Origin of the sequence: Terrabacter sp. Root181 (genome assembly GCF_001428505.1) — a bacterium.
Lineage (GTDB): Bacteria > Actinomycetota > Actinomycetes > Actinomycetales > Dermatophilaceae > Terrabacter.
Genome location: NZ_LMHU01000001.1, coordinates 1,705,020 through 1,720,792, shown reverse-complemented (window position 1 = coordinate 1,720,792; position 15,773 = coordinate 1,705,020). Strand labels below are relative to the sequence as shown.

Annotated in this window: 14 protein-coding genes and 1 pseudogene; 5 read left to right on the top strand and 10 right to left on the bottom strand. The window is 71.5% G+C overall.

Annotated elements, in window-relative coordinates; genetic code table 11:
- Positions 1-92: 92 nt before the first annotated feature.
- The gene (locus ASD90_RS07995; protein WP_056753726.1) at positions 93-1,709 is read right to left on the bottom strand and encodes a DUF6056 family protein; all 1,617 of its coding nucleotides are present in this window, start codon (positions 1,707-1,709) and stop codon (positions 93-95) included.
- Positions 1,710-1,848: 139 nt separating this feature from the next.
- A pseudogene (locus ASD90_RS23420) lies at positions 1,849-2,015 on the bottom strand (transposase); the annotation flags it as partial.
- 51 nt (positions 2,016-2,066) lie between these two features.
- On the opposite strand from ASD90_RS23420, the gene ASD90_RS07990 reads away from it, so the two are divergent.
- Entirely contained in the window at positions 2,067-2,294 is a 228-nt protein-coding gene (locus tag ASD90_RS07990; protein ID WP_056753723.1) for a hypothetical protein, read from the top strand.
- Here the strand turns inward: ASD90_RS07990 and ASD90_RS07985 are convergent.
- The 3 genes from ASD90_RS07985 to ASD90_RS07975 all read right to left on the bottom strand — a co-directional run bounded on the left by ASD90_RS07985 (position 2,222) and on the right by ASD90_RS07975 (position 4,958).
- The gene (locus ASD90_RS07985) at positions 2,222-3,742 is read right to left on the bottom strand and encodes an HNH endonuclease signature motif containing protein (RefSeq protein WP_056753719.1); all 1,521 of its coding nucleotides are present in this window, start codon (positions 3,740-3,742) and stop codon (positions 2,222-2,224) included. The genes ASD90_RS07990 and ASD90_RS07985 overlap by 73 nt on opposite strands.
- An 81-nt stretch (positions 3,743-3,823) precedes the next feature.
- Positions 3,824-4,213 (bottom strand): VOC family protein, encoded by a 390-nt coding sequence (locus tag ASD90_RS07980; protein ID WP_056753715.1) that lies wholly within the window; start codon positions 4,211-4,213, stop codon positions 3,824-3,826.
- Between the two features lie 187 nt (positions 4,214-4,400).
- Positions 4,401-4,958, bottom strand: a complete 558-nt coding sequence (locus tag ASD90_RS07975) for a TetR/AcrR family transcriptional regulator (RefSeq protein ID WP_056753714.1) — start codon at positions 4,956-4,958, stop codon at positions 4,401-4,403.
- A 124-nt stretch (positions 4,959-5,082) separates the two neighbouring features.
- Here ASD90_RS07975 and bioB point away from each other — a divergent pair, with 124 nt between their 5' ends.
- From bioB to bioD, 4 genes are read left to right on the top strand one after another with little or no spacing between them, the layout of a single operon-like run.
- Positions 5,083-6,159, top strand: coding sequence for a biotin synthase BioB (gene bioB / locus ASD90_RS07970; RefSeq protein WP_056753711.1), 1,077 nt, complete (start codon positions 5,083-5,085; stop codon positions 6,157-6,159).
- Positions 6,152-7,492: an adenosylmethionine--8-amino-7-oxononanoate transaminase gene (gene bioA / locus ASD90_RS07965; protein WP_056753709.1), complete on the top strand. Its 1,341-nt coding sequence runs from the start codon at positions 6,152-6,154 to the stop codon at positions 7,490-7,492. The genes bioB and bioA overlap by 8 nt, the downstream gene beginning before the upstream one ends.
- Complete coding sequence (locus tag ASD90_RS07960; protein WP_056753705.1) at positions 7,489-8,787, top strand: 8-amino-7-oxononanoate synthase; 1,299 nt, start codon at positions 7,489-7,491, stop codon at positions 8,785-8,787. The genes bioA and ASD90_RS07960 overlap by 4 nt, the downstream gene beginning before the upstream one ends.
- Positions 8,780-9,502, top strand: coding sequence for a dethiobiotin synthase (gene bioD / locus ASD90_RS07955; RefSeq protein ID WP_056753702.1), 723 nt, complete (start codon positions 8,780-8,782; stop codon positions 9,500-9,502). Before ASD90_RS07960 ends, bioD begins: the two co-directional genes overlap by 8 nt.
- Here bioD and cimA read toward each other — a convergent pair.
- The 5 genes from cimA to ASD90_RS07930 all read right to left on the bottom strand — a co-directional run bounded on the left by cimA (position 9,481) and on the right by ASD90_RS07930 (position 15,754).
- A complete protein-coding gene (gene cimA, locus ASD90_RS07950) occupies positions 9,481-11,061 on the bottom strand; it encodes a citramalate synthase (protein WP_157623049.1) in 1,581 nt (526 codons plus the stop codon). The two genes, bioD and cimA, sit on opposite strands and share 22 nt — an antisense overlap.
- 343 nt (positions 11,062-11,404) lie before the next feature.
- Entirely contained in the window at positions 11,405-12,136 is a 732-nt protein-coding gene (locus ASD90_RS07945) for a gamma-glutamyl-gamma-aminobutyrate hydrolase family protein (RefSeq protein ID WP_056753695.1), read from the bottom strand.
- Between the two features lie 47 nt (positions 12,137-12,183).
- Positions 12,184-12,951 (bottom strand): 3-oxoacyl-ACP reductase, encoded by a 768-nt coding sequence (locus ASD90_RS07940; protein ID WP_056753693.1) that lies wholly within the window; start codon positions 12,949-12,951, stop codon positions 12,184-12,186.
- Between the two features lie 65 nt (positions 12,952-13,016).
- Complete coding sequence (locus ASD90_RS07935; protein WP_056753690.1) at positions 13,017-14,390, bottom strand: aldehyde dehydrogenase; 1,374 nt, start codon at positions 14,388-14,390, stop codon at positions 13,017-13,019.
- A complete protein-coding gene (locus ASD90_RS07930) occupies positions 14,387-15,754 on the bottom strand; it encodes a glutamine synthetase family protein (protein ID WP_056753687.1) in 1,368 nt (455 codons plus the stop codon). The genes ASD90_RS07935 and ASD90_RS07930 overlap by 4 nt, the downstream gene beginning before the upstream one ends.
- Between the last annotated feature and the right edge of the window lie 19 nt (positions 15,755-15,773).

The following is a 15,773-nucleotide window of genomic DNA, read 5'->3' as shown; positions in this document are numbered from 1 at the left end:
CATCCGCACGGTCCAGCGCAGCCTCGGAAACGGTCCAGCGAGCCAGTGATACGCACGCCTAAACCCACGCAAGAACCGCTGGGAGCCTGGGCTTATCTCACCCCGGGGTGCTTCTCCCGCCAGGCGGCGGAGGCCGGTGTCGACAGCCATTGCTCGGAAGGGATCAGTTGGTCGACGCCGTAGTAGACCGCGGCGCAATTGCCGGCCCAGTCAGGCGAGGTGGTGTAGCGGAACGGCTCGGTCGAGCCGGCAATCGGAGTAGGCGTGAACCGGACGATGCGCTTGCCCTCGCTGATCTGTCGCTCGACGGCTTCGTTGTTCTTGTCCCAGGCCTCGGCGCGGACGGTCATCTCGTGTACGAGCGCGGTGTTCCGCGGCACGATGGATCCCAACAACACCGTGCTGAACAGAGCCGACCCCCCGAGTAGCGCCGCCATGGCCGGAACCGCCAGGTTCCGCTGCCAGCCGCTGACGCGGCGGCCCAGCCAGTAACCGGCCGCGGCACCGTAGAGGGCGGCGGTCACGATGGCGGGGATCAGGAAGCTCGTCCAGGCGCGCTCGTACGTCCAGCCGTTGGGTCCGTAGCCATGCCGCAACCCGGCGATGACGCCGAACGATGCGATCACCACCAGGACGGCCGGCAGCATCACCACGAGCAGCTTGCGCGGAAGGGTCCACGAGCCGCCGGCGAACGGCAGCGACGTCCTGCGCAGAGCCGCGCTGCTGGCGAGCAGACCGACCATGAGCCCGGCGACGATCGCTGCGTAGTACGCGGGCTGGGACAGGATCGTCTCCCAGGTGTTGAGCCATTGATGAACCGCCCCCGAGAGGCCGCGGACCGACAACAGCGACGGCTGTTCGTGCTTGTACGTCCCTTCGGTCCGCATGCGCTGGCCGGGCGAGAAGTACAGGACGGCGAATCCGGCGAGCATACCCATGAGCCACACAGCGATCCACGTGATCGGGAAGCGCGTCCGGCGGTCGCGCCACCCCAGCAGGGCAAGCAGCAGAGCCGTCCCCGCATAGACGCCGCTGACCACGAAGAACGCCTCGCCGAGCGATCCGATCACGAAGCCCATCAGCAACGCGAGCACGACCGCCGTGACTCGCACCCACCGCCGCGGGCTGCGTGCCGCGACCATGAGGATGATGACGTTCCAGATGCCCAGGATCGCCGGGAGCGTGTGCGTGACGGTGGCAGCCGGCCAATAGAGGATCTGGTACACCACGTTGCCGGCGAAGAACGTGAGCGCCGACACGACGACCGCCAGGAGCCCAGCCGCCGCCGCGGGCCATCGCCACTGCAGGTGGCGCAGCGCCAGGTACACCATGGTGAAGATCCCGACCGTCAGCGTGACGATCAGGACGAACGGCAGGACGCGAGCGCCACGGAGCCCGTCCGCGAAGAGCAGAACCTGGCCCACGTGGTAGGCCAGCCGGCCGTTCACCTTGAAGTAGTAGTAGTCGATGAACCCCAGTGAGCCGTAGTCGCGGATCCGTGCCGCCGCACACCAGTCATCCGCCGCCAGGCGAACGGCCGGGCTGGCGAATGCGCCCAGCGCGAGCAAGTGCACCGCGACGATGGCGGGCGGAAGCATCAGCAGCGCCCACAGCCACGGCCGCCGCCGGCTTAGGCCGGATGACCGCTCGTCGTGGGCGACCGACGTTTCTGTGGCGCGCTCGGCCTCGGCAGAGGCGGAAGAACTCATCAGATCGGGACCCCATCGACAGACTTGCGGCATCGAGCAGGACGTGACGGACGTGAACCGGCGGACATGCTACCCCACAGCAAAACGGGCTCATCCGGATTGAGGGTGTAGCGAAGGCATCGTGAAAGGAAACGCGGAACTAGGTCGTGTCTCCCGGTTCTCGTAGCCAGGTGATGATCCCGCTGAGGACGACGCCGCCGCGGTAGGTCGGGGCGAGCTTGTCGTACCTTGTGGCTAGGCCGCGCCACTGCTTGAGGACATTGAAGATCACTCGATGACGTTGCGGCCCTTATCCGCCTCAGGGTCGAAATGACGAGCATTCCGTCTGCGTCACTCAGCGACACGGTCTCTCCAGGCGTGGCGATCACGACGTCACACAAGACGTGCCTGTCCCTCGACATGCGGGCGGCGCCGTACGACCTGCGTGAGCGGGGCTACGAGCCCGTGCGGATCAGAACCGCCGAGGGCAAGGCGGAGTATGCCGCCGCGCACCGCGGCTTCTCGGCGCGCGGTCAGGCGCTGCGCGCCCGACCCGTCGAGGCGATCGACCGTGCCACCCCGGGGGAGACCGCTCCCCGGTCCTGACCGGGGAGCAGGGGTGGGGCGTGAGAGGTGTAGGTGTGCCCGGTCGGTGTGGTGGTGCGTACGGCGTGGGGTGCGCCGGGTTGGCAGGTGGGGAGTGTCTCGGCCGTGAAGCCGGGGAGCTGCTTGGTGTGGTTGCACCGCACGCACACGCCTTGGCCGTTGGTGTCGGTGGTGGGTCCGCCCTGGGCGTGGTCCCGGACGTGGTCGACGTGCCGGGCGGGGGCGTCGCACCAGGGGGTGCGGCAGGTGCCGACGTCGCGGGCGAGCAGGTAGCGGCGCAGCCCACCGTCGAAGGTGCGGCGGGTGGAGTCCATCGCGACGAGGGTCCCCGTGGCGGGGTGCGAGTAGAGCCGCCGCAGCCAGACCTGCGCCTCGTCCGAGCCTTGGGCGTTGCCTGGACCTGATCCGACGAGCAGGGTGCGGGCCCAGGCGGCAGGGACGGTGCCGTAGCCGGCGAGCTGTGCGGGGGTGGCGTCCCCGGCGAGCAGGGCCCGATCGGTCATGACGAGCTGGACCTCGACCAGCACGGCGTCCGCGGCAGCCTGCCCGGTGATGCGGGTGACGAAGGTGTCGGCCATGACCTGGCCCTTGCCGCGCTCGTCCCCGGCCGCGCGGGCGGTGTCGGCGGCAGCGGTGAGCGCGGCGTGCGCGGCGACGGCCTGCGCGACGGGGAGCAGCGCGGTGACGTAGGCCATCGTGTCCGGCGCGGGGCGGATCGTGACGCGTCGCTCGGACTCGGCCCTCACGGCGCGGGCCATGACGGAGGCAGCGTCGACCCGGTACGCGACAGCCCGGACCCGCCGGGCGAGCTCGCGGTCGCCCAGGGACCCGACTCTCCCAGCCGTCCCAGCCGTGTCACTCAACGGTCCGACGACCTCCGCGTCGACGAGAGAGCGCTGCTCGCTGGTCAGGCTCGCGGTCTCGTGCACGACGAGCTGCGCCCGCCACTCGCTCAGCTCGCCGGCCTCGAGTGCGGCCAGGGTGTGAGGCAGGTCCCGGGTCAACGTCAGCGCGAGCCGCACGTGCGCCGCTCCGCGGACCGGTGACTCGTGCCGGGCGAGCGCGACCTGCGCCGCCACCCCCGTCATCCCCGACGGCCGCCGACTGCGCCGTGGCGCTGCCGGCTGCCGGCCGTTGTGACCAGTGCCGTCGTCGTCGAAGGACGCCGCAAGCGCCCGCGCCCGCGCGGCCCGCCACCCGTCGAAGTCACCGGCGTCGGAGCACTCTCGGGCCCGCTCCCGCCACGCCTGCGCGACTCGCTCCTGGGAGTCCACGAACGCCGCGGTGACGCGCACCTGAGCCGCTGCCACCGCGGACTTCACCCGCTCGAGCACGGCGAGCTGGTCGACCCGCTCCTGGTCCGACTCACCGGCGCCCCCGACCCGTGACAGCACCGGAAAGAGGGCCTCCAAGCCCTCCGCCGTCACTGCCGCCGCATCATCGAACATGCGTTCGATTCTATGCGATTCCGCCCCTCGACCCCAGGTTTTCCACAGCGCCAATTCGACTGACGCCGAGCGAAATCCACGTCAGTCGGAGTCGTCGACATAGAGGCAGAACGGGTGGCCCGCGGGGTCGAGCAGGACGCGCACGTCCTCCTGCGGCTGGAACTCGGCGAGCTCCGCCCCGACCTCGACGGCATGCGCCACGGCGGCCTCGAGGTCGTCCACCTCGAGGTCGAGGTGGAGCATCATGATCGGCTTGCCGGGCTCGCTCGGCCAGATCGGCCGCACGTAGTTCGGCTCCGTCTGGAACGAGAGGTTGTAGCCGGCGGTCTCCGAGGGCGCGAGCGTGGCCCACGCAGGGTTGTCCTTGTAGAGCGTCCAGCCGAGCAGTCGCTGGTAGAAGTGCGCCAGCTCGGAGGCATGCGGGGCGTCGAGCACGACGCCGAACCAGTGCTTCGTCGTTCGTAGCGGCATCGGACCAGCATGCCAAGGCCGGGGCGACAGGAGGCGGCGAAGAAGCCCGAGAACGGTGTATCAGCGGCGCCGCCACCGACTCTGAGGGGTGTCGACGAAGGTCCAGGCACGCGCGTCGACGATCCCCACCCTTCAGGGGTGGTGCTGGGCGGGGCCTGGACCGCCCAGCACTTGCCTGCCCCGGCGCTCAGCCGGACGCCGCGAGGCCCCGGACGATCACGGAGAGCCCGACCTCGAACGCCTTGGCCTCGGTCGTCACATCAGGGGCCGGGAGGTCCGGGTCGACGGAGGCTGCAAGAGCCCGATCTTGCTGGCCTGCAACAGATCCCAGGATGTGGTGCACCACGAGGGCCGCCACCTCGTCGCGCTCGGCAGCGGGCGCTCCGGCGTCGTGGACGAGGCGCGCCAGGTCACGGAGGGCTCGAGCGGCACCCGGCTCGACGGCATACGCGAGCCCGACGACGTCGGCGGCGTCGGGCACCTGCACGAGCGCCTCGCGCACGGCCACGGCGAGACCGACGAGCGCCTCGGCCGGCGGCCAGTCGACCGGCACGGGTGGGATCTCGGCGAGCAGAACGTCGGACACCTCGACGAGGAGCTCCTGCTTGTTCGCCACGTGCCAGTAGAGCGCGCCCGGCGCGACGCCGAGCTCGCGGGCGAGACGGCGCATCGACAGGTCGCCGAGGCCGTAGCGGCGCAGGAGGTCGACGGCGGTCGCGACGACCTGGTCCCGGCTGAGTGCCACGCGCTCCCCCGCCCTCGGCGCACGAGCCCCCTGCGGACCCGCGTTGACAGCCGAGCCTAGCGACTCGGCATACTGAACACCGTTCAAGTTGAACACCGTTCAACGCCGCGCGCAAGGAGCCCGCATGACCCGCCGATTCGACGACCTCGCCGACGCCGTGCTCGCCGGCACCCCGGTCACCACCGACGACGCCCTCGACGTCCTCCGCGCCACGGACGACGAGCTGCTGGCGGTCGTCGCGGCAGCAGCACGCCTGCGCCGCAAGCACTTCGGCAACACCGTCAAGGTCAACTACCTCGTCAACCTCAAGTCGGGCCTCTGCCCCGAGGACTGCCACTACTGCTCCCAGCGTCTCGGCTCGCAGGCCGACATCCTCAAGTACACCTGGCTCAAGCCCGACGAGGCGATCGAGCAGGCCTCCGCCGGACTACGCGGCGGCGCGACGCGGATCTGCATGGTCTCGAGCGGACGCGGCCCGACCGACCGCGACGTCGAGCGCGTGGCCGGGATGGTCGGTGCGCTCAAGCAGGAGCACCCCGATGTCGAGGTCTGCGCCTGCCTCGGCCTCCTCAAGGACGGCCAGGCGGAGCGGCTGCGCGACGCGGGCGTCGACGCCTACAACCACAACATCAACACGGCCGAGTCGCACCACGACGACATCGTCACGAGCCACACCTACGCCGACCGCGTCGACACCGTGACGAAGGCCAAGGACGCCGGTCTCTCGCCGTGCTCCGGCCTCATCGCCGGGCTTGGCGAGACCGACGAGCAGCTCGTCGAGGCGCTCTTCGCCCTCCGGGAGCTCGGATCGGACTCGATCCCCGTCAACTTCCTCATGCCCTTCGACGGCACCCCGCTCGAGGGCACGTGGGACCTCACTCCCGGACGCTGCCTGCGCATCCTCGCCATGGCGCGGATCGCCTGTCCCGACAAGGAGATCCGCATCGCCGGAGGTCGCGAGATGCACCTGCGCTCGCTCCAGGGCCTGGCTCTGCACGTCGCCAACTCGATCTTCCTCGGTGACTACCTGACGTCCGAGGGCCAGGCCGCGGAGGCCGACCTCGAGCTCATCCGCGACAACGGCTTCGTCGTCCTCGGCGCCGACGGGCCTTCGGCCGACCCGGCCCGTCCCGCGGCGACCACGCACGACCCGGCCAAGCGGCGTCGGGGGGCCGGGACGGACCTCCCCGCCAATGCCTGAACCGCTCGGCTCGCCGCTCGCGGCCCGCGACCGCGGGCTCGTGTGGCATCCCTACGCACCGCTCGACGGACCCGAGCCGTATGCCGTCGAGGGGGCCTCGGGCGTTCGCCTGAGGCTCACGTCGCGGGCCGGCGAGCGTTTCGAGGTCGTCGACGCGATGGCCTCGTGGTGGTGCGCCGTGCACGGCTATCGGAACCCGGCCCTCGACGCGGCCGCGCACGAGCAGGTCGACCGCTTCAGCCACGTCATGTTCGGGGGGCTGACGCACGAGCCGGCGGTCCGGCTCGCCGAGCGCCTCACGGCGATGGCGCCCGGGCCCATGGCACACGTCTTCTTCGCCGACTCGGGGTCGGTCTCGGTCGAGGTCGCCCTCAAGCTCGCGCTGCAGTACCAGGCGGCCCGTGGACGTCCGAACCGCCAGCGGTTCCTGACGGTCCGCGGCGGCTACCACGGTGACACGTTCGCCGCGATGAGCGTGTGCGACCCCGTGGACGGCATGCACTCGGCCTTCCCCGGCATCCTGGCCCGCCAGGTCTTCGCCCCGGGGCCGCCCGCCGCCCGCCTCGCCACGACGGCCACCGGCGAGGAGCACTGGGAGACAGACCGGTCCGCGCTCGACGCGTGGGCGTCCGAGGTGCGCCACCTCGCCCGGACGCACGGCGACGAGCTCGCGGCAGTCGTCGTCGAGCCCGTGCTCCAGGGCGCCGGAGGCATGCACGTCTACCACCCCGACTGCCTCCGACTGCTGCGCGACGTGGCCGACGAGCACGGCCTGCTCCTCGTCGTCGACGAGATCGCGACGGGCTTCGGTCGCACCGGGCGGCTCTTCGCCTCCGAGTGGGCCGACGTCGCTCCGGACGTCATCTGCGTCGGCAAGGCCCTGACCGGTGGATACCTCTCTCTCGCAGCGGTGCTCACGACCAGCGCCGTCGGGGAGGCGATCACGCGGTCCGCCTTCCGGGCCCTCCTGCACGGGCCCACCTTCATGGCCAACCCGCTCGCCTGTGCGGTGGCCAACGCATCCGTCGAGCTCGTCGAGAGCACCTGGAAGGACCACGTCCCCCGCGTCGGACGCCTGCTCGCCGAGCACCTCCTGCCCGCTGCTGCCCTCCCCCAGGTCGCCGACGTGCGCACCCTGGGCGCGGTCGGTGTCGTGCAGCTCACGTCCCCCGTCGACGTCGTCGGCGTCACCCGTGCCGCGCTGCAGCGAGGCATCTGGGTCCGCCCGTTCCGTGATCTCGTCTACACGATGCCTCCCTACGTCTGCACCGACGACGACGTCCGGCTCATCGCCCAAGGCGTCGTCGAGGCCGTCGCGGAGGTCCACGGATGAGCGACTGGGACGCGTGGCTGGCCGAGCGCTCCGACCTCCGGGCCGAGCGCGGCACCGAGCGCTTCGACCCCGTGCTCCGTCTGGGCGGGCGAGGCGCCGGTTCGCGTGACCCGCTCGACCTCGCCTCGAACGACTACCTCGGGCTGTCCCGTGACGAGCGGGTCGTGGCGGCTGCCCGTGAGGCGCTCGACCGGTACGGGACGTCGGCGACCGCCAGCCGGCTCGTCACCGGCACGCTTCCCGTCCACCGTGACCTCGAGGCCGCCCTCTGCGGGCTGACCGGCCAAGCGAGCGCGCTCGCCTTCTCCACCGGGTATGCCGCAAACCTGGGGGTGCTCACGGCGCTCAGCGGGCGGGGGGCCGAGATCCTGCTCGACGCCCACGCCCACGCCTCGCTCCACGACGCGGCCCGCATGTCGCGCTCGCCCTACTCCACGTTCGCCCACAACGACGCTTCAGCGCTCGAGCGGGAGCTCGCTGCCCGGCCGGACCGGCGGGTGGTCGTCGCGGTCGAGTCCATCTACTCCGTCCTCGGTGACGCCGCGCCCCTGCGGGCTCTCGTGGAGGTCTGCCACCGCCACGGCGCCCTGCTGGTCGTCGACGAGGCGCACGGCATCGGGGTGGCCGGGCACGGGCGCGGACTCGTCCACGAGCTCGGTCTCGTCGGGGCCCGGGACGTCGTCGTGACGCTGACCCTCTCCAAGGCTCTCGGCTCGCAGGGCGGCGCGGCGCTCGGGTCGACCACCGTGCGTCACCACCTCGTCAACACCGCGCGCAGCTTCATCTTCGACACGGGCCTCGCGCCCGCCTCCGCGGCTGCGGCCCGCGCGGCCGCGGACCTCGTCGCCGACGACCCGGCTCTGGCGGCCTCGGTCCGGGCCAACGCCGGCACCATCGCGACGATCTGCGGCATCGAGCAGGCGGCCGGCGCCGTGCAGTCCCTGCCGATGCCGTCACCGAAGAGCGCCGTCGCCGCGGCCCTCGACCTGCGGGCCCAGGGTGTCCTCGTCGGATGCTTCCGACCACCGAGCGTCCCCGACGGCGTGTCCCGGCTCCGCATCACGGCGCGCGCCGACCTCGCCGGGGACGACCTCTACCAGGCGGCGCGACTCGTGGCCCGAGCCGCCGCGATTCACGGCGGACCACCCGTCGCCGGTACCGTCGAGGGGCCACGGGCAGGGGACGCTCCCTCCCCCGTCCGTGGCCTCCCGTCGGTCGCGGCGGTCGAGGGCACGCAGGGGCCGGTGCCCCCGTCCCCGCTCGCGTCGATCCCACCGCACGGCGACGATGACTGAGCCCCTGCCGGCGGGGCAGCCCCGACTGCCGCGGGTCCTCGTCGTCACGGGCACCGACACCGACGTGGGCAAGACCGTCGTGACGGCGGCGGTCGTCGCGACGGCACGAGCAGCGGGACTGGGCGTGACGGCATACAAGCCCACGCAGACGGGCGTCGCACCCGGCGAGCCGGGCGACATGGCCGAGGTGGAGAGGCTGACGGGCGTCACGACGGTCGAGGGAGTGCGCCTTCGGGCACCCATGGCGCCGAGGCCGGCCGCCGCCCTCGAGCACGCCGTCCTGCCCACGCTGGCCGAGCACGTCGCACGCGTCGCCCACCTGGCGGCCGGGCACGACCTCGTCGTCGTCGAGGGCGCGGGTGGCCTGCTCGTCGAGCTCACGGACGACGGCGAGACGCTGGCCGACCTCGCCGCAGCTGTCCCCGGCAGCGGCGTGGTCGTCGTGGCGCGGAGCGCCCTCGGCACTCTCAACCACACCATGCTGACGCGAGAAGCGCTGTCACACAGAGGAGTCCGTCAGCTCGGGATCGTCATCGGCGCGTGGCCCGAGCACCCCGATGTCATCGAGACGACGAACCGCGACTACCTCGGCGCCCTTCCCGAAGGGCTCCTCGGCGCCGTCCCCCTCGGCGCCCCGCAGCACGACGCGCCTGCGTTCGGCGCAGCTGCCCCTGGCTGGCTCCCCGGACTGGCTCAGCGCCTCGGCACACCCTGACGAAGCAGGCCGTGCACGATCCCGTCGGTGAGGGCGCGCCACGACGCGGCGAGGATCGAGCCGGCGACACCGATGGTGTCCCACGACGTCTCGCCGTCGGACGTCTCGATGAGCACGCGCGTCACGGCGTCGGTGCCGTGCGAGGCGTCGAGGATGCGCACCTTGAAGTCGATGAGCTCGATCTTCTCGATCTCGGGGTAGGCCCTTGCCAGCGCCTCGCGGAGGGCGTGGTCGAGGGCGTTGACCGGGCCGTTGCCCTCGCCGGTCGCGATGAGGCGTGAGCCGTCGGCGCGCAGCTTGACGGTCGCCTCCGACGTGGCGTCGCCCTCGCCCGACGAGTCGGTGATGACCCGCCACGACTCGACCTCGAAGTAGTCGGTGCAGCCCGGCTCGAGGGCCTCGCGGAGCATCAGCTCGACGGTGGCGTCGGCGGCGTCGAAGGTCCACCCGCGCAGCTCGAGGTCCTTGACCTCGGCGAGCACGGCGGCGACGACGTCGGGCCGGTCCGACAGGTCGAGGCCGGCCTCGCGGGCCTTGAGCTCGATGCTCGCCCGCCCCGCCATGTCGGAGACGAGGGTGCGCATGCCGTTGCCGACGAGCGCCGGGTCCATGTGCTGGTAGAGGTCGGGATCGACCTTGAGGGCGCTGGCGTGCAGCCCCGCCTTGTGCGCGAACGCGCTGGCGCCGACGTACGGCTGGCGGCTGTAGGCGGGGACGTTGGTCACCTCGCTGATGGCGTGCGCGATGTGCATGGCCCGGCGGAACGAGTCGCGCTCCATGGCCTCCAGTCCGAGCTTGAACTGGAGGTTGGCGGCCACGGTGAGCAGGTCGGCGTTGCCGGTGCGCTCGCCGTAGCCGTTGACGGTGCCCTGCACGTGCGTCGCACCGGCGCGCACCGCGGCGACGGAGTTGGCCGCCGCGCAGCCGGTGTCGTTGTGGCAGTGGGCGCCGACGCGGGCGCCGGTCGAGGCGATGACGTCGGTGACGACCTCCTCGACCTGGTGCGGAAGCATGCCGCCGTTGGTGTCGCAGAGCACGACGACCTCGGCCCCCGCCTCGTGCGCGGTGCGCACGACCGACAGGGCGTAGTCGCGGTCGAGGTGCCAGCCGTCGAAGAAGTGCTCGCAGTCGAGGAAGACGCGGCGCCCCTGGCCGACGAGATGGCTGACCGTGTCGCGGACCATCTCGAGGTTCTCCTCGAGAGTCGTGCGCAGCGCCCGCTCGACGTGGCCGGTGTGGGACTTCGCGACGAGGCACACGACGGACGCCCCCGAGTCGACGAGGGCACGCACGAGGGGGTCCTCCGCCGCGACCCCGCCGGCGCGACGGGTGGCCCCGAAGGCGGCGAGGGTCGCGCGGCGCAGGTCGAGCTCGGTCCGTGCCCGCTCGAAGAACTCCGTGTCCTTCGGGTTGGCACCGGGCCAGCCGCCCTCGATGAAGTCGACCCCGAGATCGTCGAGCAGCCCGGCGATGGCGAGCTTGTCCGACACCGAGAGGTTGAGCCCCTCCTGCTGGGCGCCGTCGCGCAGGGTGGTGTCGTAGACGTGCAGCGCTTCCATGGCCTTCATTGTCCTCGATCTCGGGGGTTCGGCCGACCGCCTGTTCTGGGGGCGGGCGACGCGGGTGTGGTGTGCGGCCCGGTCTCTTCTCGTGGTCGCGGCAGCCGGGGTGGTGGCCTTCGCGGTGTCTCCGTCGGGGTGGTTCGGGAAACAAAAAGACCCCCCAGGGTTGGGAGGTCTGCGCGACGAGGGGTGCTCGTCGCGCTATTCGATAATGAGGGTGCCGGTGGGCACGGGTCGCTTCATCACACGCTCACGGTAGGGCTCGCGAAACATCGGCGAAACACCACGTCCGGATCGTGGACCGGTTGTCTCACCCGGAGGGCACCAGGGCACCAGGGCGTCAGGGTGACGGGCGCCGCTGCCGGGTGACGACCGCGGCCTCGACCAGGGCCCGGAAGAGCCGCAGGTCGGTGCCGACCTCCGGGTGCCACTGGACCGCGAGCCGGAAGAAGGCGCTCGGGTCCTCCATCGCCTCCAGCGTGCCGTCGTCGGCCCAGGCTGACGCCTCGTAGCCCGGGTGGGTCAGGACCGACTGGTGGTGGTAGCTCGGCACGTCGGCCTCCTCGCCCAGGATCGCGGCCAGCCGGGTCCCCGCGACGGTGCGCACGGGGTGGATGCCGTACGTCGCGGGCGCGGGCGAGTGGTCGTGGTGGCCGACGCGGTCGGGGACGTGCTGCTCGAGCAGACCGCCCGCCCCGACCGCCATGACCTGCATGCCCCGGCAGATGCCCAGGAGCGGCACGTCCACCAGGGCGGTCGCCCGCGCGATCGCGAGCTCGGTCGAGTCCCGGTCGGGTCGCGACGCCTGCACCGAGGAGTGCCGCTCGTCGGCGTACAGCTCGGGTGCCACGTCGACGCCGCCGGCGAGGATGACGCCGTCGAGGCGCTCGACGATCTCGATGGCGGTCCCGTCGTCGGCGTCGGGGCGCGGCGGGATGACGACCGCGATCCCGCCGGCGTCCTCCACCTGCCGGACGTAGCGGTGCGGCACGAGCGTCCCGGGCACGTCGACCCAGCGGCCCCACGAGGCCCGCTCGACGTAGGCGGTGATCCCGATGACCGGACGACCCATGACGACGACCTCCTACGCAGCCTCCGACAAGTCTCTCTCAGTGCCTCTCAGAGCGGCGTGACATAGGCGCCCGAGATCCCGCCGTCGACGAGGAAGGTCGAGGCGGTGACGAAGCTCGACTCGTCGGAGGCGAGGAAGAGCACGGCGTTGGCCATCTCCTCCGGCTCGCCGAAGCGGCCCATCGGCACGTGCACGAGGCGCCGTGCGGCGCGCTCCTCGTCCTTGGCGAAGAGCTCCCGGAGCAGCGGCGTGTTGACCGGGCCCGGGCACAGGGCGTTGACGCGGACCCCCTCGCGGGCGAACTGCACGCCGAGCTCGCGGGACATCGAGAGCACGCCGCCCTTGCTCGCGCTGTAGGAGATCTGCGACGTGGCGGCGCCCATGACGGCGACGAACGAGGCCGTGTTGATGATCGAGCCCTTGCCCTGTTCGAGCATGTAGGGCAGGGCGGCCTTGCAGCAGAGGTAGACCGACGTGAGGTTGACCTCCTGCACCTTGCGCCAGGCGTCGAGGTCGGTGTCGAGGATGGAGTCGTCCTCGGGCGGGCTGATGCCGGCGTTGTTGAAGGCGATGTCGACCGAGCCGTATGTCTCCTTGGCCGTGCGGAAGAGCGTGTCGACGTCCTCCTTGCTCACGACGTCGACGCGCACGAAGGTGCCGCCCACCTCCTCGGCGATGCGGGTGCCGTTCACCTCGTCGAGGTCGCCGATGACGACCCTGGCGCCTTCCTGGGCGAAACGCCGCACGGTTGCGAGACCGATGCCCGAGCATCCGCCCGTGATGACCGCAACCTTGCCGTCGAGCCTGCCTGCCATGTGGATGTCCTTCCAACCAAGTGGATCTGCGTGATGAGCGGGTCGACCGCCGGCCGGTCTGCCGTTCAGTCGGTCGAGATGAAGACGTTCTTGACCTCGGAGAACGCATCGAGCGCGTCGGGGCCCAGCTCGCGCCCGATCCCGCTCTGCTTGAACCCGCCGAACGGGGTCGAGTAGCGCACGCTGCTGTGGGAGTTCACCGAGAGGTTGCCGGCCTCGACCCCGCGCGCGACCCGGAGGCCCCGGCCGATGTCGCGGGTCCAGATGGACCCCGAGAGACCGTATGCCGTGTCGTTGGCCTTGGCGACCGCGTCGGCCTCGTCGTCGAACGGCATGACCGCGACGACCGGCCCGAAGACCTCCTCCTGCCAGACCCGGTCGGTCGTCGAGCGCGGCAGGACGACGGTGGCGGGGTACCAGTAGCCGCTGCCGTCGGGGGCGTCTCCCCGGAAGGCGACGTCGACGTCCTCGGTGGCGTCCTCGACGTAGGAGCGCACGGTGTCGCGCTGGCCGGCGCTGATGAGCGGACCCATCTCCGCGGCCTCGTCACGGGGGTCGGTGACGACGACGCCGCGCACCGCGGTCTCGAAGTGCTCCATGAAGGTGTCGAAGACGGTGCGCTCGACGAGGATGCGGCTGCGGGCGCAGCAGTCCTGGCCCGCGTTGTCGAAGACCCCGTAGGGGGCCCGCGCGGCGGCCAGCTCCAGGTCGGAGTCGGCGAAGACGATGTTGGCGCTCTTGCCGCCGAGCTCCAGGGTGACGCGCTTGACCTGGTCGGCGGCGCCCCTCATGATCCGCTGGCCGACCGCCGTCGATCCGGTGAAGCAGACCTTGCGCACGTCGGGGTGCGTGACGAACCGCTCGCCGACGACCGTGCCCTTGCCGGGGACCACGGTGAAGACACCCTCGGGGATCCCGGCCTCGAGGGCCAGCTCGCCGAGCCGGACGGCGGTGAGCGGCGTCAGCTCGGCAGGCTTCAGGACGACCGTGTTGCCGGCGGCCAGGGCCGGCGCGAAGCCCCAGCCGGCGATCGGCATGGGGAAGTTCCACGGGACGATGATGCCGACGACGCCGAGCGGCTCGCGGAACGTCACGTCGATGCCGCCCGCGACCGGGATCTGTCGGCCGAAGTGCCGCTCGGGGGCCCCGGAGTAGTACGCGAGCACGTCGCGGACGTTGCCCGCCTCCCAGCGCGCGTTGCCGATGGTGTGCCCGGCGTTCTCGACCTCGAGCAGGGCGAGCTCCTCCTGGTGCTCGCCGACGAGGTCGGAGAAGCGGCGCAGCAGGAGCGAGCGGTCGGCCGGGCTCACGGCCCGCCAGGCGGGGCTCGCGGCCGACGCCCCGGCGATGGCGGCGTCGGTCTGCTCGAGCGAGGCCAGTTCGACGGTGCGGACGACCTCCTCGGTCGCCGGGTTGATGACGTCGTGCGTGGTGGTCACAGTCGCTCGAATCCTCTCCTGCGCTCCCAGTCGGTGACGGCGGCGTTGAAGGCCGTGATCTCGACGTCGGCGGCGTTGACGTAGTGGTCGACGACCTCGTCCCCGAAGGCCGCCCGGGCCACGGTCGACCCGGCGAGCAGGTCCCGCGCCTCCTGCAGGGTCGTCGGCACGCGCGGCTTGTCCGACGTGTACGCGTTGCCCTCGAGGGCCGGCTCCAGCTCGAGCTCGTTCTCGATGCCGTGCAGCCCACCGGCGAGCATGGCCGCGACGGCGAGGTAGGGGTTGAGGTCGCCGCCACCGACACGGTTCTCGACCCGCAGGCCGGCGCCGTGACCGACGACGCGCAGCGCGCAGGTGCGGTTGTCACGCCCCCAGGCGACCGCGGTCGGGGCGAAGCTCGCCGACGCGAAACGCTTGTAGGAGTTGATGTTCGGTGCGTAGAAGTACGTCAGCTCGCGCTGCGTCGCGAGGATGCCGGCGAGGAAGTGCTCGAACATCGCGCTGTGCCCGTGCTCACGGTCGTCGTCGACGAAGACGGTCTCGCCGTCGAGGCCGCGCAGCGACAGATGGATGTGGCACGAGCTGCCCTCGCGCTGGTCGAACTTGGCCATGAAGGTCAGCGACTGCCCGTGGTGGGCCGCGATCTCCTTGGCGGCGTTGCGGTAGACGACGTGGTTGTCGCACGTGCGCACCGCCTCGTCGAACAGGAAGCCGATCTCGTGCTGGCCGTAGTTGCACTCGCCCTTGGCGCTCTCGACGACGGCGCCCGCGGCATACATCTCGTTGCGGATCTCGCGCAGCAGCGGCTCGACGCGGTCGCCACCGAGGATCGAGTAGTCGACGTTGTAGCGGTTCGCCGGCGTCAGGCCGGTGTAGTTCGCGTCCCACGCCTGCTCGTAGGACTCCTGGAAGACGATGAACTCGAGCTCGGTGCCGCAGTGCGCCGCCATCCCGAGGTCCGCGGCCCGGTCGACCTGCGCCTTGAGCACCGACCGGGGCGACTGCGCGACGGCGCCGCTGCCGTCGAGCCACGTGAGGTCGCACTGCACGGTCGCGGAGTGAGGACTGCCGGGAGTGCGGCGCAGCGTGTCGAGGTCGAGGTCGAAGAACATGTCGCCGTAGCCGCGCTCCCACGAGGAGATGGCGTAGCCGTCGACGGTGTTCATGTCGACGTCGACGGCCAGCAGGTAGTTGCAGCCCTCGGTGCCGTCCTCGAGCACGTGGTCGAGGAAGTAGCGGCCGTGGAGGCGCTTGCCCTGCAGGCGGCCCTGCATGTCGGTGAAGGCGACGACGACGGTGTCGATGTCGCCCGACTCGATCTCCTCGCGGAGCCGGTCGAGCGTGAGCGTGGGCGTTGGCGCCATGTCGTGCCTTCCTGTCGTC

Excerpts from the sequence above, each read along its gene's own strand:
- ASD90_RS07995 (WP_056753726.1), bottom strand. The coding sequence starts at position 1,709 with ATGAGTTCTTCCGCCTCTGCCGAGGCCGAGCGCGCCACAGAAACGTCG.
- ASD90_RS07985 (WP_056753719.1), bottom strand. The coding sequence starts at position 3,742 with ATGTTCGATGATGCGGCGGCAGTGACGGCGGAGGGCTTGGAGGCCCTC.
- ASD90_RS07980 (WP_056753715.1), bottom strand. The coding sequence starts at position 4,213 with ATGCCGCTACGAACGACGAAGCACTGGTTCGGCGTCGTGCTCGACGCC.
- bioB (WP_056753711.1), top strand. The coding sequence starts at position 5,083 with ATGACCCGCCGATTCGACGACCTCGCCGACGCCGTGCTCGCCGGCACC.
- bioA (WP_056753709.1), top strand. The coding sequence starts at position 6,152 with ATGCCTGAACCGCTCGGCTCGCCGCTCGCGGCCCGCGACCGCGGGCTC.
- ASD90_RS07960 (WP_056753705.1), top strand. The coding sequence starts at position 7,489 with ATGAGCGACTGGGACGCGTGGCTGGCCGAGCGCTCCGACCTCCGGGCC.
- bioD (WP_056753702.1), top strand. The coding sequence starts at position 8,780 with ATGACTGAGCCCCTGCCGGCGGGGCAGCCCCGACTGCCGCGGGTCCTC.
- cimA (WP_157623049.1), bottom strand. The coding sequence starts at position 11,061 with ATGGAAGCGCTGCACGTCTACGACACCACCCTGCGCGACGGCGCCCAG.
- ASD90_RS07945 (WP_056753695.1), bottom strand. The coding sequence starts at position 12,136 with ATGGGTCGTCCGGTCATCGGGATCACCGCCTACGTCGAGCGGGCCTCG.
- ASD90_RS07940 (WP_056753693.1), bottom strand. The coding sequence starts at position 12,951 with ATGGCAGGCAGGCTCGACGGCAAGGTTGCGGTCATCACGGGCGGATGC.
- ASD90_RS07930 (WP_056753687.1), bottom strand. The coding sequence starts at position 15,754 with ATGGCGCCAACGCCCACGCTCACGCTCGACCGGCTCCGCGAGGAGATC.